The sequence below is a fragment of the Ktedonobacter robiniae genome (assembly GCF_016587375.1).
GTDB classification, from domain to species: domain Bacteria; phylum Chloroflexota; class Ktedonobacteria; order Ktedonobacterales; family Ktedonobacteraceae; genus Ktedonobacter; species Ktedonobacter robiniae.
Window position 1 is genome coordinate 320188 of the sequence record NZ_BNJG01000003.1, and the last position, 14468, is coordinate 334655.

The following is a 14468-nucleotide window of genomic DNA, read 5'->3' on the forward strand; positions in this document are numbered from 1 at the left end:
CATAATAATTTTTGGGTACATGGTTGCTCTATTTTACAGGCGAGCCTGTAAAATAGAGCAACCATGTACCCCTTAAAACCTTTCGCCTGGGATGGGCGTGCTATGACTGGATAGGGCTTTAGCCCGCCGCAAGCCACGGTTCTTTAGACAATGGTGAGGCGTGTTATTAGGCTTGAGCCCTTGTACAATAGAGTACTCTATAGAACGCATGTTTGACAATTTCAAATCAGTCTAGTATTCTCTAAGAGAGATACCATATATTTTGCGAAAGGAGGTACTGAACATGGCAAAAGCCACGAAAACCATCAGGCAGGCGTTACACTATCCACCGCAGTATGCTGCCTACTTCGCGTCAAACCAGATCCTCTTCAATCGCGTCGTGGCCTTTTATTTTGAAGTCATCCAGGCACACGAAGGTCTTCTTGCCCTCAACAATAAGGAGGCCCTCACGGCCCTGGAGAAACTCACGCATACAACGGAGTCCAACCCCCATCCAATCATGCCACTCACCGATCTCGCGCCAGATATCCCTGCTCTGTTCCGACGCGCTGCTATTAATGCCGCGCTCGGCTCGGCTCGCTCCTTCTTCTCCTCTCTCAAAACATGGCGAGCACGTAAGGAGAAACACGAAGCCAAACAAACGAAGAAGGGCAAGAGTAGGCCGTTCAGGGGGCGGCCACCAGTCCCGCCCCGATCATGGAAGAAGTCAGCTCCCTTCTACGCAAGCCTTTGGCGCGAGCGTTGTACCCGTTCTATCATGCTCAAAGTCTGGACCGGCTCATGCTGGTCCTGGCTCAAAATACACACGCTCAGTCGCGATCTCCCTGATGGTGATTTGATGGGCAGTCCGCAACTCGTCCGTAAGGGAGATCGCTGGTGGTTGCATACCCCTATCGAAAAGACCTTCGAGGCGCCGGCAAAAGTCAGAGAGCAACTCACCGCCGCCCAGGCACGTCTCTGCGCGGTGGATCTCAATCTTGATCATCACGTAGCCGTGTGCAGCGTCCAGACCGTTGACGGCACCATCCTGGCTACTTCCTTCATTGGGAATGGCACAGCGGTATCGGGCTGTAGGAAGAAACTGCTTGGACGTATTGCGCGCAACCGATCTCAGACTGGCATCATTGCCGAGAATGAACAGGACAATGCCGACCTCTGGGCCAAAATCAGGCACGTGGACGAACAGATCGCGCACCTGGTGAGCAGCCGCATTGTCCAGTTCGCCACCAAGCACGAGGCGAGTATTCTCGTCTTCGAGCATCTAGGTAACCTGCGACCAGAGCAGGGCACGTATTCGCGTCGGGGCAATACGAAACGGGCCTACTGGATGAAGGGTCGCATTTTCCGCTACGCAACGTACAAAGCGTGGCATGCAGGCGGTATCATCACGGCCCGTGTGAATCCGCGCAATACAAGCCGGGAATGCCATCGTTGTCATGGCCTGGTCGTGCGCTACAACCAGGGACAACCCCAGGAGGGCTATACTCCCGGCGCCGCCCTCTGCATCTGCCCACAGTGCCAGATGCGCGATCATGCCGACAGAAATGCCAGCCTGAGAGTCGGACAGCGCTTGATCGAGCGTACGCAAGCACCTTTGAAGGAAAAGCCTCATGCTCTGACGCGACGTGCGAAGAGGGAGCCGAAAGGCTCAGGTGTTGGGATCTCCCAGGATGCCAAACGCCAGTGGGGACCATCTCTCCCTGCGGCAAGGCGTGGAGATCATGCCAACGGGCATGGCACCGCCCAGAGAGGAAGGCGCCGGATGGGCGCGCCTCTCCCAGATATTGCGTCCCAACTACGGATTCACTTTGAGTAGTGGCTACGCCACATCTCTCACGAATCCGACTACGGCACAGTGTCAGAAGCTGCTCGGCTTGAGCCGACGCGGAGTGTCACTAACTATAACACGTAATCATCTCCTGGAGGCATAGGATGAAGACCATTAGCGTAAGAACTCAGAAGAAAGACCAGGTAATTGATATTACTGACACTATTGAACGCTATCTGCGCCAGGAAGGCCCGGAGGATGGACTCTGCTCCATCTTTGTCGCCCATACGACCTGCGCGTTAACCACGGCCGACCTGGACCCGGGAACGGACCTGGACCTGCTCGATGCCCTACGCCATATGCTCCCCCATCTCTCGTATCGCCATCCACATGACCCACATCATACTCCCGATCACCTGCTCTCGTCGATTCTTGGCCCCGGTCTCGTGGTCCCTTTCTCAGATCGTCGGCTGATGCTCGGTACCTGGCAGAGCGTAATCCTGGTGGAGCTAGATGGTCCCCGCGAACGAACCCTCCATCTGCATGCCTTTTAAAAATGGCCACACTTGGAGCAATGTGAATACTCTGTTAAAAGACTGTTAAAAGTGTGCAATATACACTTAGTGTGTGACCTCGCCCCTGACGTGTTCGTTGAATAGAGTGAGTGGAGAAATATAGAGCCTCCACCGTGATTGAGGCTTGGTCCCTCAAACTCGCATCCACGTACTGCCTCCTAAGATAAAAAAGAGAGCAAAGCCGGAAAGGGCCGGTTGGGAGCGGGGAAGGAAGTATCAAGTACAGGCTTAACCGTCAGGCCAGGAACATCAAGTAAGAGATCATTGCGGCTCAGCGATCAAGGACGTTCCTTGGTGTCACCTTCTCTTGTTTACAAGCGAAAGGAAACATCATGAGCCTACTTGCTCTCTTTCGACGTCAAATGACACAACCTCCGATGGAGGTCATCCAGGCGGCATGTGAGTTCTATGGGCACTCCCCTGAACGTGTGCCAGCGTTGCGTGCGGAGAAACTGCGTGCGCTCTCCGACGACGTATGGGTCGTTCGCCTCAGCGAGCGTGAAAGCGCAGTTGTCGCGTATACGCCCGGTGCGCGCGATGGCGCGGCAATAGCTGCCCCATGGTATGAGTAAACCGCCTGGAGCAAATTGAGAGCATCGCAATGGGTCCCCCTCTGGTTCAATGGCCAGAGCGGGGACCCATTTTCGTCCTTATCGCTATGATAGCGTGCTATTCTGCCTGATGTTGTATACTATGCAGGAGTAAAAAAGGCAAATATAACTAACAAACCTCGTGTGCAAGTTATTTCGGGTAGTGGGTGTGGAGCGTGCTGGCTGCTATAGGTAGACAACACGCTCCACACCCACTACCCGGGCGAGCGCCGCAGGCGCGAGAAGTCAAACTAACTTAAGGCTTGCTAACCTTCCCTGCATTTTAAAAGAGAAAGGTTATTTCTTATGTATGCATCACTTCCCCAGACAAGCGAAGAATTTGAACAACGAAGTTGGGCAGAGATCGAACCCTGGTATCAAGAGTTATCCTCAACCACCCTCTCAGCGGAGGCGCTCTCTCCCTGGCTATTACAGTGGTCACATCTTAGCGCCCTCGTTGACGAAACCATCACGCGCCATGAGATCGCCTGTACACAGAATACAGCCGACCAGGAGCGCCTTTTGCAGAAACAGCGCTTCCAGGATGAAGTCTATATCTATATCCAAACCTATGATCAGCAATTGAAACAACAACTGTTAGAAAGCGACCTGGAACCAGAGAATTTTGCTATACCATTGCGTAATCTTCGTGCCGAGGCCAGCATTTATACCGAGGCGAATGTAGCCTTACTGAATGACGAACGGAATGTGGGTATTGCCTATTACAATATCGTCGGTGAACAGACGGTACAGTGGGAAGGAGAGGAGAAGAGCCTTGGTTCTCTCTATCCTGTCCTGCGTGATCCTGAGCGCGCACGTCGCGAAGAGGTATGGCGCACGATGAGTGCGCGTAAACTGGCTGACCGGGAGGAGTTGGGGAAATTATGGGCTCAGGGTATCCAGGTTCGTCAGCAAATTGCGCAAAATACTGGCTACGACAGCTACCGCGAGTATCGCTGGCAACAATTGCACCGTTTCGACTATACTCCCGATGACTGTAAGCATTTCCATGAGGTGGTTGAGCAGGTATTTGTGCCCGCCGCCAGTAAGATCTGGGAGCAGCATCGCCAGCGCTTAGGGGTTGAGACCCTGCGTCCCTGGGATCTCGCGGTCAACTCGCGCTCAAGCCAGGCACCGCGCACTGTCTCCGACGTACAGAGCTTCTTGCAGCAATGCCAGGGACTCTTTCAGCATATCGACCCCCAGCTTGGTGCCTATTTCCAGACTATGCTTCAAGAGGATCTCTTTGACCTGGATGATCGTCCCTCCAAGGCGCCTGGTGGCTATAACCTGGCGTTAGAGGTCAGACAGGTTCCCTTCATCTTTGGGCGTGTCACGCTCTTAAGTGATGGCATAGGGCTGATCTCTCACGAGGCAGGGCACGCCTTCCACACCTTCGAGATGCGCCCGCTCTCGTACCTGCAACAGCGCAAAGAGTCTTTCCTGCCCATGGAGTTCGCGGAAGTCGCCTCGACAAGCATGGAATTTATCGGCTCCATGCATCTGGATGAGGTAGGGTTATGTACGCTTGAAGAGGCCGCCCAACTTCGCATTGAGCACCTGGAAGGGATGGTTACACACCAGTTCATCATGGTCGCGCGCGGTGATGCCTTCCAGCACTGGGCCTATGAACATCCTGAACTAGCGACAGATCCCGCTCGCTGTGATGAAAAATGGGTCGAACTCTCGCAACGCTTCTACCCTGATGTGGACTGGAGCGGCCTGGATGCAGTCTACCGCTCTGGCTGGCAGAACACGCTCCACTTCTTTACTGACCCGTTCTACTATATTGAGTATGCCTTCGCGGCCCTAGGCGCCATCCAGGTCTGGAGCAACTACCTGCACAATCCCCAGGACGGGTTACAAAAATATCGCTATGCGCTCTCTCTTGGGGCGACCCGCACCCTTCCGGAACTGTTCGAGGCCGCCGGAGCAAAATTTGTCTTCGATAGGGAAATGCTCCAATCAACGCTTGTACTCTTGACTGATACACTTCATGAACTGGAAGTAGCGCAAAATCACGTGTAAATTGGCCTTTTAAGGTCTAGATGCCAGAGAGTGTGAGCGGGCCAATATGCGCAATTGCGCATATTGGCCCGCTCACACTCTCTGGCATGTTGCAATTTTGCTCAACTTCTGTTAATACTTAATCTCAAGCAATTACTAGTAAAGGATAGCGCACTCGTGACCATATCAACCCCACCACCAGTCATAGAGAATGCCGTTGCATCTGCCCTCCTCCCCCTCACACCCAGGCGAAAGTATCTGTATATCACGCTCATGGTGCTGGCAACCATTGTTTGGGGTAGCACTTTCCTCGTTGTGCAGGAGACCATCAAACTGACAGGCGTCTTCACCTTTCTGACCCTGCGCTTCTCATTGGGAGCGCTAACCCTGATCCTGATCTTCCATAAGCGACTGCGCCACCTGAATCGCTATGAACTGGGCGCAGGAAGTTGCATCGGTCTCTTTCTCTTTGCGGGCTTTGCGTTGCAAACATGGGGATTGCGCTATACAACATCCAGCGAGGCCGCTTTCATCACAGGGCTCTATGTCCCCTTTGTGACAATCCTCTCGCTCTTTATCCTCAAACAGAGACCGACCCGTATGGCGATTATTGGGGTCGTAATCTCCTTTGTGGGCTTAACATTGATATCTTTCAATAAGAATCTCGTGTTGACCTTTGGTTTAGGTGAGCTACTTGTGCTGGGCTGTGCCGTTGCCAATGCGCTTCATATCGTAACGATAAGCAAATTTGCCCCGAAGGCCGATCCAATGAACCTCGCGATTGTGCAAATCGCGCTTACCGCTCTTCTGAGTGCTGTGGCGATTCCCCTAGCAGGAGAACCTCTGGTCTTGCCTCCCGCTCCTGTCTGGCTCTCCGTTCTCTTTATGGGGATGATTGCGACCGCCTTCTGCTTCGCGGTGATGAATTGGGTGCAGCAGTCAGTTAGTAGCACCCAGGCTACCCTCGTCTATGCACTAGAACCAGTCTGGGCCGGTGTCTTTGGTTACACTGTTGGTGAGATGCTCACGCCTCTTGGCTGGTTCGGTTGCGCCTGCATCCTTCTAGGCATGGTCATCGGTGAACTCCGCCTCTGGCCACGACGCAGTCGCTCATAGAAGATCTTTCTCATTCCATCCACCTGAAAGCCTGATCAATAAGAGCATTGGACCTCATATTCCAGGCAAGGAAAAGGGCGCGCCAGTTTAACTAGCCCACCCTCGTCTACTTATGGTTACTACTTACTCTTCAAGGTAATCTACAGAGATAGCCAGTCTTCAATCATCTGCCTATGCTCGGCGTAATGATGCCCCGTATTGTTGGCGAGATGTTCAAAAAGTTCGTCATTTGCTAGTTCCACTTCTTCAAGGTTCTCTAGCATAGCTACTATTTGGCTGTAAGAGCTTGAGAACTCAGAGAGAATAGCAGCCAAAGGGGTGGAGCGCTTCGCTTCAACTGTAAGCGCATTAGCACGCTCGGTTGACCAGGGTTCGCCCTGGAGACCGGGATCCAACTCAATGCCATGGACAATTTCGCTCATCATGGCCTGCTCCCACCAGGTAAGATGAGCCAGGATATCCTTAATTGACCAGCTTCCCGCTACGCCGCTTTGTAGCATCTGCTGCTGGCTAAGCGGCTGGAGGAGAGCCTCTAGCCGGGCATGCTCGCTTTGTATCAGGCTCAAAAGGCGCGCTTTTCGTGTAAAGTCAAACATTCTCTATTCTCCAGTTATGACAACAACAATTTGCTGAAGGCAAGATTTTCTCCTTCAGAAACAGCCTTTTTTCGATACCAACTCCCTTTCATGAAAAAGGAGAGCTTGCTCTATTTTGTTGATGCGTTGCTCACCACTGGAGCCACTGCCTGATAATGCATAACTGCTTCCCTCTTGACCATATGAATTCTTCCTGAGCATCGTGCTCTAAAGCAAATATATCATATTAATCCCATTAACCTGAGAGCTCCCCGCGAAAGCAGCGGGGGTTCCAGGGGTTCATTCCACGCTTCCAGTCTTGCGTGCCGAAGCAGAAAGGCTGGCTCTAATGTCGATTCCCCCGGACTTTGGGCATTGGCAACCAAAGAAATCAGGCTTCTTACACCCCCTTTTTCTACGCCTTGCATTTGCCCTTTCCTGAGCATATTCATGCTCTCAAATCCTTGTAATGTTCGCCATGCCGTCTCAAATGAGAAGAAGCCTAATCCAGGTTTGGTCAACCGTTTGGTGAATCGATGGTCTTGCTCGATAAGATTGTTGAGATATTTGACTTGCCGTAATTCGCAGGTTGCAGGGACATGTCCTTCTGCTTTTAACTCAGCAAACGCTTTGGGTTATGCAGCATTTTTATCTACATTGATAATACGTGGTTCGCTGCTATGAGAGACAACGAGTGTCTTGAACAAGAAGTGTTTTGCAGCTTTGGCATCTCTCGTAGGGCTCAAAAAGAAATCGAGCGTGTTTCCCTGCGCGTCCGCCACCCGATAGAGATAAACCCATCTCTTTTTCACTTTGATGTAGGTTTCGTCGACACGCCACGAATCGGTGGTGAACTTCACATGATGGCGACAGCGTCGTTCGATCTCAGGAGCATACTGCTGAACCCATCGATAGATCGTAGTATGATCCATGTGCAGTCCTCTCTCCAACATTATTTCCTCAAGGTCACGGTAGCTTAAAGCATAGCGCAGGTACCATCACACACACAAGAGAATGATGTTCGACTGAAAGTGGCGCCATTTGAAGGGATTTTTGCTCTAGCTACTCATGATGGAGGCCTCTCTTTTGCTCTTTTCTCTTCACTTTAGCAGATCAGTTTCCTTCTTTGCAACACAACCAAAATCCCAATGAGAGCGCGCGGGGAGAGAACGCTTACTTCCTCTTTGGCTACCTGATCCAGGCCAATGCATGACTACAGGAATATCACGCCGTCACGTAATAGGAGGTTCGGTGTACGCTGTAAAGCGTATCTACCCTTTATCAACAAAACCGGAGAAGTCGGAATGGCCCGACTTCTCCGGTTTTGTTGATAAAGGGTCAGGGCTAACTAGGGTTGATTATAGACGCGGACATAATCAAAGTACGCGGGAATGGTATTGACAGGTCCAGAAGAGAAGCCAAACAGGCCAATCTTGATGGGGTATGCTGACGATACCGGGCTAAGATCCCATGTATTCCCTCTGATCCAGTGAACACCGTCCACGCTGCTATAGGGCATATAGGCATTCCCATTACGATAGACACGCAACCAAGTGGTTACAGTCGGCTTTGTCGCCGTACTACCATTCTGGGTCGGATGGGGATTTGAGAGGTAATCCCAACTCTCGCCTTCCAGTGGACATTGCTGCGTGGTATAGATCTTGACAGCAATGTTGCTGGTGGGCGATGGCTGTACATCGCAGGTCTTTTGATCGCCTGGAGTGGGATCCAGCGTTTCATGACCAGCGATGACTTTGTTTAACGATTCATGGTGCGTCACGCCAACTTTAATATAGTGATCATCATCACTATATATGAGCAGACCTGCTTGCTGGTAATTAGTATTTGGATCAAATGTGAGTTTGGTTTCCATCATATAGTTACCAGCAGGCTGATTCTCTAGCAGAAGATTAGTTGCACTGTTTTGATTGCGATAAAGATCACCATTGATAGTGATTGAGAGTTGCCCATTGACGAACGAGTGTCGGGTTGTATCTTCATGTACCCATGACCACTGCGGTCCCAGTTTCTCGTTGAACTCGTCAGAGTACGGCGAGAGCAGAGTACCAGCCTGTGGTGTTTGCTGCGGTGGCGCTACATGATGGTTCAAGGGTGCGGTGGCAATATTGTCGAAGTCGGCCTGCGCATTCTCAGTGATAAAGCCAACCTTGCCATCATTCACACGGAAGGAAGCAGGTAGCGTTCGCTCCTGTACCGCAAGCGGATCGCGCTGCGTGTCAGAGAGCGTAAAACGGAAGCGCGCCTGACCTGACTGGCCGCTTTCATCATCGATGATCAGGTGATGCCAGTCTGAGGGGTCGAAATTGGCAGGCAGCGGCGTGGCCTGCTCACCCTGGATAGCGTGTCCATTCTGATAGGGAACGGTCACCAGCGTATTGTGAGCGGAATCAATGAAGGCCGCAATAAAGGCAGAATTATTGTCCCCTTCCTGGCGATAGGAGACTACTCCTCCATAGCGCCCGGCAGGTCCAGCCTTTTCCAGACGGAGATCTAGCTCTGTACGGTACCCCTGGGGAATCGTCATCTGGCTGATGAGCAAGCCTTGATCATTCTGCCCTGTTTGCGTGACAAAACCGCCAGTGGTGGCATCTCCGGCATTGCTCTGCCAGTTTCCGCTCAGCCTATTCCAGTTCACATTCAAAGAGCTGTTCGTCACATTAAAGTTATCACCAAAGGTTGGCGTGGTAACTGGAGCAACATTGGTGAGCGATGGCCCCTTGCCATCGTTAACAATCGGCCAGCCATCCGCCGTCCAGTCCACGCGATCCATAAACAACTGACGAAATGAGATGCCTGAGCCTTTTACCCAGCCATCATTCTCATCGACACCATGATAGATGATCCAATCCTGCCCGGAGAGGTCCGTAATCATGGCGTTATGTCCAATACCTCGCCACTTGTTACCATTCTGCTTGAGCGTGGGGTAGCCACCACCCTGGGCTCCACTGTTGACGCCGGCGGGATCAGTAGAGGGACGCTGAGTTGGTACAGGCTGTGTGGACGGCGTCTCCATAGGATAGCCATTCTGATCGACAAACGGTCCTAACGGCGAGGTGGCGCGGCTAACTACGACGCTATAGGGGCTTTCGGGGCCATTGCAACAATTGCCCGAGGAAGAGAAGTTGTAGTAATACGCCTTGCCGTTGACATCATGGCGTATCACATAGGTACCTTCATAGCGGTCCCAATGTCCAATCTGGTACGAAGGTCCAGTCACTTGTAGACCGTCAGGTGCTAATTTCTGAACCAGGGTGCCGCCGAAAAAGCTGCCGTAGTACATATAGCGCTGACCGTCGTGGTCGGTAAAGACAGCTGGATCGATAGTCCAGTAGTAGCAGTTAGGGTCGGTATTGAAGACACAGGCACGTGGGGGAACAATCGGCCCGTGCTGGAAACTTCCACCAGCCGAAGCGCCCGCGTCCTGCCATGGCCCAGCCGGGCTATCAGCCACCGCGACGCCTATCGAGCTGGGACCAGCCGTCGTGCCATACTTGGGCAAAGCCTTAGTATTCGACACGGTATAGTACATATAGTACTTATGATTAAAATACTGGATATCAGGTGCCCAGAGGCCAGCAGTGGGATCAACCCAATCGGGCCGAGTCGGGAACGCATCGCCCACAAATTGCCAGTGAACGAGGTCCATTGAGCGCTGGATGGGAAGAATGTGGAACGAACCATCGGACCAGAGATCCGAGGTCGCAACAACATAGTAATATCCATCAAGCCCCTTGGTAATCGTTGGATCCGCGGCTGTCTGGGCAATGATCGGATTACTATAGGTATTGTCTGCCTGCTCATTTGCTTGTGCCTGGGCGCTACGCGTTACGGAAGCGGCCTGGGCACTAGCAGAAAGCGGAAACAACAGTAGTATAATCAGCAGAGCAATGCTATAGCGGGGAAAACGTTTAAATAGCGACGATTTCGCTATTGCAAATAATCGTGGCATGTGCAACTCCTTTGCCTGAGGATGCCTCCTTGCAAGTTTATCGTCTCCGCTTTTACAACGTTGTAAACAAATGTACCATGCAAAATTTGTTTTTGTCAATATATGTAGGAAGATATCCCAGGGCTTTTTAATACTGTTTCGCGGTGATAATGATAGGATAGTCTGGGTACCCTCAGCCCATAGGGGATAGTTGGTGAGGTGCAGCAGAATCGTTGAATTGGCTCAGAACCTCTGCAACTCCTCCATCAAGGCTGTTTGCAAGGCGTCGAGGTCTGTAAACAGGGCGTTGGAGAGTCATTTGCGCAGATGTCGAAAGACTTGCTCCACCGGATTGAGTTCGGGACTGCATGGCGGCAAGTAGAGCGGCTTCATTCTCCAGTAGGCCAGATGACCTGTCCACTTCGATGACTACCAGAACTATCTAAGACGACACCAATCGTCTCCGCTCCAACTTCCTTTCTCAAATGTTGTAAGAACGGCGCCAAACACTCCCCGGTTACCTCTGGCAGCAAAATAAAATGTCCAGTCACCGTCTTTAGCTCAACGGCGGCATACAGCCAGAATGATTCGTAGCGATCATCAACGATCCAGGGAGGGTGGATACCTTTGGGACACCAGCGCCGATGAAACCAGTTCTTGAGACCAAAGCGCTCTTCATCCAAGGCGACCAGACACGTTAAGTGCTGCTCTCTGATAAGGCTTCCAAAGTTTTTTAAAAGTATCTTGTTGCTCCTGATTAGCTTTCCAATGCCGCCTGCGCCCCGTTTTCCACTTGATTTTGCGCTGTTTGAACAGCCAACTGAGCGCATTGACTACACAAGCATCAATGACTGGGGCTTTCTAGCCACTATCTCTGTAAGTTTTAGAGCAAGATGCTTTTCTGATAAAAGTAGTAATAGAATTAGTTGCTTAGGGTCAACTTTAATGTAGTTGTAGTGAGATGGCGTGGGCAGCCGCTATAATGTGCGGAAAGACAGTATCCTCATCTATGTCTCCCAGGACAATGATGCCAATGCTCGCTTCAACAGGACGGCCCGCGACGTGAATAGGGGCCGCGATCCCGCTCGCTCCCTGCTGGATCTCGCTGCGACTGACCGCGTAGCCTTTCTGGCGCGCCCGCGTCACTTGCGAACGCTCCCCACTTTGCGCCTCTCGCCCGGCAAGGATGGCGATGCCCGAGGCCGCCTGGTCAAGGGGGTGGCGAAAACCTGTGCGATATACGACATGCATATGGGTTCGACTGGGTTCTATAGTTGTAAGCACCACAGCTTCACTTCCGTCAGCGACGGTGAGGTGTGCGGTTGCTCCCAACTCTTCGGCCAGGCGGGTGAGTTCAGGTACGGCGACGCTCTGTAACTGTGGCTGTACGCTACGCGCCAGGGAGATCAAGCCCATTCCCAGGCGATAACGTCCATCGTCCATCCTCTGAACCAGGCGATGCCCTAAGAGCGTGTTAAGCAAGCGATATGCTACTGTGCGATGCAGGGCAAGCCTGCTCGCCACTTCCTGGGAGAGGAGCCCTTCTGACTCCTTCGCCAGTAATTCAAGCACATGTAGTCCTCGATCAAGCGTCTGGACCGTCTCTCCACGTGCTGTCGATGCTTGTGGTTCTAACATATCTCCTCACCTTTCGCGCCTGCGGCGCTCACAGGTATGTGTTATTAGCGTGAAGTATTCATAGATGCCAATATTTCACGCTAATAACACATACCTGCAAAATCTTGACATTTTACTTTGTATGAGGTACACCTAATAGAGGATCTATTATCGGAAAGCGAGTTCGATTATCGAACGTTCTATAGAAGTATACAATGTTGTAGCCCTAAAAGGGAAGGAGCCACGCTCATGGTCGAGCAAGATTTCATGCCCATTCAGAACTTTGACTACATTGAAATGTATGTCGGCGATGCCCGACACACCTCGTATTATTTTAGCCAGGCCTGGGGCTTTGTGCCTGTGGCCTATGCCGGCCTGGAGACCGGCGTTCGCGACCACACAAGCTATGTCCTGGAGCAGGGCAATATTCGCCTGGTGATTACCGCGCCCCTGAGTCCTGAAGGCGAGATCGCCGAGCATGTACATCTACATGGCGATGGCGTGAAGGATGTGGCTTTCCGCGTTGAGAACGTCGAACGGGCCTATCGCGAAGCTACCAGCCGGGGTGCCCAGGGTGTTCTAGAACCTACCGAGCGTCGCGACAGCTATGGTTCGGTCAAGCTAGCTGCAATCAAAACCTATGGCGATACCATTCATACCTTTGTCGAGCGCCAGGATTATAAAGGTGTCTTCCTGCCCGGCTTCAAGCCTCTGGAGAGCAATCAACCACGCCGCGCTCGCCCCGCGGGCCTGGCTGGAATCGATCACGTTGTAGGCAACGTTGAGCTAGGTAAGATGAATGAGTGGGTCTCTTTCTATGAGCGGATCATGGGCTTCACGCAGATGATCCACTTCGATGATCGCCAGATCAGTACCGAGTACTCCGCTCTGATGTCAAAGGTTATGCAGAATGGTAGCGGACGCATCAAGCTGCCTATCAATGAGCCTGCCCAGGGTCGCAAGAAATCCCAGATCGAGGAGTACCTGGACTTCTACCGCTCGCCTGGCGTACAGCACCTGGCCCTGATCACCGACGATATCGTCTCAACCGTACGCAACCTGACGGAGCGCAGCGTCGAGTTCTTGCGCACACCACAGAGCTATTATGAAGATGTGCTGGATCGTGTAGGTCATATCGATGAGGACCTCCAGCAACTGGCAGAACTTGGCATTCTAATCGATCACGATGAGGAGGGCTACCTGCTCCAGATCTTCTCCAAGCCCGTCGTGACACGTCCAACCGTCTTCTTTGAGATCATCCAGCGTAAGGGCGCACGCGGCTTTGGCGAGGGCAACTTCAAAGCGCTCTTCGAAGCCCTTGAGCGTGAGCAAGAGTTGCGAGGCAACCTGTGATATGAAGCTTGTGACCTTTCGTGACAAGCAAATACAGGCGGGAGTGATACGCGACGAGCGTGTCATTCCCCTGCCCTATCCCTCCCTGCTGGAGTTATTGCAGGATCCGCACGGGATGACGAGGGCGCGAGAAGCGTTGACAACCTCCACGCACGACCTGCCGATTGATGCGGTGAAGCTCATGGCCCCAATTCATGAGCCACCCACCTTGCGTGATTTCTACGCTTTCGAGCAGCATGTCAAGGCGGGTCGTGCCACACGCGGGCTAGAGATGATCCCCGAGTGGTATCAGGTGCCAACCTTCTACTTCTCCAATACCAGCGAGATCTATGGTCTCGACGAGCCGGTTCCCTATCCGACTGGAAGCCAGGAGCTGGACATCGAGCTGGAGATTGCCTGTGTGATTGGGCGCGAAGGCAAGAACATTTCCGTGGAAGAGGCCGAGAGTTATATCGCTGGCTACACAATCATGAACGACTGGAGCGCGCGTGATTTCCAGCGCCTGGATATGAAGCTCAACCTGGGGCCCGGCAAGGGCAAGGATTTCGCGACCTCGCTTGGTCCCTGGCTCGTGACATCGGATGAACTGGCAGAGCGCCGCTCCGGCAGTGGGGAGGGCGAGCGTTACGATATGACCATGCTGGCACGCGTCAACGGACAGGAGATCTCGCGCGGCAACTTTCAGCAGATCTACTATAGCTTCCCACAGATGATCGCCTACGCCTCGCGCAACGCTCGTCTACGCCCAGGCGACGTCATAGGCTCCGGCACTGTTGGCACAGGTTGCTTACTAGAGATTGGTACCTCAGTGCATCCCTGGTTTCAGCCTGGAGAGACAATTGAACTTGAAATTGAGGGTATCGGGATTCTACGCAACACCATTGTCTAGCGCGTTTGCAACGTGACGGATGTGAATGG

12 protein-coding genes and 1 pseudogene are annotated in these 14468 nt (G+C 52.4%); 7 read left to right on the forward strand and 6 right to left on the reverse strand.

Annotated features, from left to right (window positions below):
• Positions 1–283: 283 nt before the first annotated feature.
• The 5 genes from JMJ04_RS33950 to JMJ04_RS33970 all read left to right on the forward strand — a co-directional run bounded on the left by JMJ04_RS33950 (position 284) and on the right by JMJ04_RS33970 (position 6056).
• Positions 284–1816, forward strand: a complete 1533-nt coding sequence (locus JMJ04_RS33950) for a zinc ribbon domain-containing protein (protein WP_201374814.1) — start codon at positions 284–286, stop codon at positions 1814–1816.
• 116 nt (positions 1817–1932) lie between these two features.
• Positions 1933–2322, forward strand: a complete 390-nt coding sequence (locus JMJ04_RS33955; protein WP_201374815.1) for a secondary thiamine-phosphate synthase enzyme YjbQ — start codon at positions 1933–1935, stop codon at positions 2320–2322.
• A 353-nt stretch (positions 2323–2675) separates the two neighbouring features.
• Entirely contained in the window at positions 2676–2915 is a 240-nt protein-coding gene (locus JMJ04_RS33960) for a nucleoside triphosphate pyrophosphohydrolase family protein (protein WP_201374816.1), read from the forward strand.
• 324 nt (positions 2916–3239) lie between these two features.
• Positions 3240–4961: a M3 family oligoendopeptidase gene (locus JMJ04_RS33965; RefSeq protein WP_201374817.1), complete on the forward strand. Its 1722-nt coding sequence runs from the start codon at positions 3240–3242 to the stop codon at positions 4959–4961.
• 156 nt (positions 4962–5117) lie between these two features.
• Complete coding sequence (locus JMJ04_RS33970; RefSeq protein WP_201374818.1) at positions 5118–6056, forward strand: DMT family transporter; 939 nt, start codon at positions 5118–5120, stop codon at positions 6054–6056.
• Positions 6057–6196: 140 nt separating this feature from the next.
• On the opposite strand, the gene JMJ04_RS33975 is transcribed toward JMJ04_RS33970, so the two are convergent.
• The 6 genes and pseudogenes from JMJ04_RS33975 to JMJ04_RS34000 form a co-directional block, all read right to left on the reverse strand.
• Positions 6197–6652 (reverse strand): DinB family protein, encoded by a 456-nt coding sequence (locus tag JMJ04_RS33975; protein ID WP_201374819.1) that lies wholly within the window; start codon positions 6650–6652, stop codon positions 6197–6199.
• Positions 6653–6873: 221 nt separating this feature from the next.
• Positions 6874–7650, reverse strand: a pseudogene (locus tag JMJ04_RS33980) (IS6 family transposase).
• Positions 7651–7979: 329 nt separating this feature from the next.
• Positions 7980–10601 (reverse strand): family 43 glycosylhydrolase, encoded by a 2622-nt coding sequence (locus JMJ04_RS33985; RefSeq protein ID WP_201374820.1) that lies wholly within the window; start codon positions 10599–10601, stop codon positions 7980–7982.
• A gap of 294 nt (positions 10602–10895) precedes the next feature.
• Positions 10896–10973 (reverse strand): transposase, encoded by a 78-nt coding sequence (locus JMJ04_RS49130; RefSeq protein WP_201376131.1) that lies wholly within the window; start codon positions 10971–10973, stop codon positions 10896–10898.
• Positions 10970–11263 carry a transposase gene (locus tag JMJ04_RS33995; RefSeq protein ID WP_201374821.1) on the reverse strand — a complete coding sequence of 98 codons (294 nt, stop codon included), beginning with the start codon at positions 11261–11263 and terminating at the stop codon, positions 10970–10972. The genes JMJ04_RS49130 and JMJ04_RS33995 overlap by 4 nt, the downstream gene beginning before the upstream one ends.
• A gap of 259 nt (positions 11264–11522) precedes the next feature.
• Positions 11523–12218: an IclR family transcriptional regulator gene (locus tag JMJ04_RS34000; protein ID WP_201374822.1), complete on the reverse strand. Its 696-nt coding sequence runs from the start codon at positions 12216–12218 to the stop codon at positions 11523–11525.
• Positions 12219–12446: 228 nt separating this feature from the next.
• Here JMJ04_RS34000 and hppD point away from each other — a divergent pair, with 228 nt between their 5' ends.
• Positions 12447–13550 (forward strand): 4-hydroxyphenylpyruvate dioxygenase, encoded by a 1104-nt coding sequence (hppD, locus tag JMJ04_RS34005; RefSeq protein WP_201374823.1) that lies wholly within the window; start codon positions 12447–12449, stop codon positions 13548–13550.
• Position 13551: 1 nt separating this feature from the next.
• Positions 13552–14439: a fumarylacetoacetate hydrolase family protein gene (locus tag JMJ04_RS34010; RefSeq protein ID WP_201374824.1), complete on the forward strand. Its 888-nt coding sequence runs from the start codon at positions 13552–13554 to the stop codon at positions 14437–14439.
• Positions 14440–14468: the final 29 nt, after the last annotated feature.

Coding starts and splice junctions, on each gene's coding strand:
- JMJ04_RS49130 (WP_201376131.1), bottom strand. CDS start 10,973: ATGAAGCCGCTCTACTTGCCGCCATGCAGTCCCGAACTCAATCCGGTG.
- JMJ04_RS33950 (WP_201374814.1), top strand. CDS start 284: ATGGCAAAAGCCACGAAAACCATCAGGCAGGCGTTACACTATCCACCG.
- JMJ04_RS33985 (WP_201374820.1), bottom strand. CDS start 10,601: ATGCCACGATTATTTGCAATAGCGAAATCGTCGCTATTTAAACGTTTT.
- JMJ04_RS34000 (WP_201374822.1), bottom strand. CDS start 12,218: ATGTTAGAACCACAAGCATCGACAGCACGTGGAGAGACGGTCCAGACG.
- JMJ04_RS33965 (WP_201374817.1), top strand. CDS start 3,240: ATGTATGCATCACTTCCCCAGACAAGCGAAGAATTTGAACAACGAAGT.
- JMJ04_RS33955 (WP_201374815.1), top strand. CDS start 1,933: ATGAAGACCATTAGCGTAAGAACTCAGAAGAAAGACCAGGTAATTGAT.
- JMJ04_RS34010 (WP_201374824.1), top strand. CDS start 13,552: ATGAAGCTTGTGACCTTTCGTGACAAGCAAATACAGGCGGGAGTGATA.
- JMJ04_RS33960 (WP_201374816.1), top strand. CDS start 2,676: ATGAGCCTACTTGCTCTCTTTCGACGTCAAATGACACAACCTCCGATG.
- hppD (WP_201374823.1), top strand. CDS start 12,447: ATGGTCGAGCAAGATTTCATGCCCATTCAGAACTTTGACTACATTGAA.
- JMJ04_RS33975 (WP_201374819.1), bottom strand. CDS start 6,652: ATGTTTGACTTTACACGAAAAGCGCGCCTTTTGAGCCTGATACAAAGC.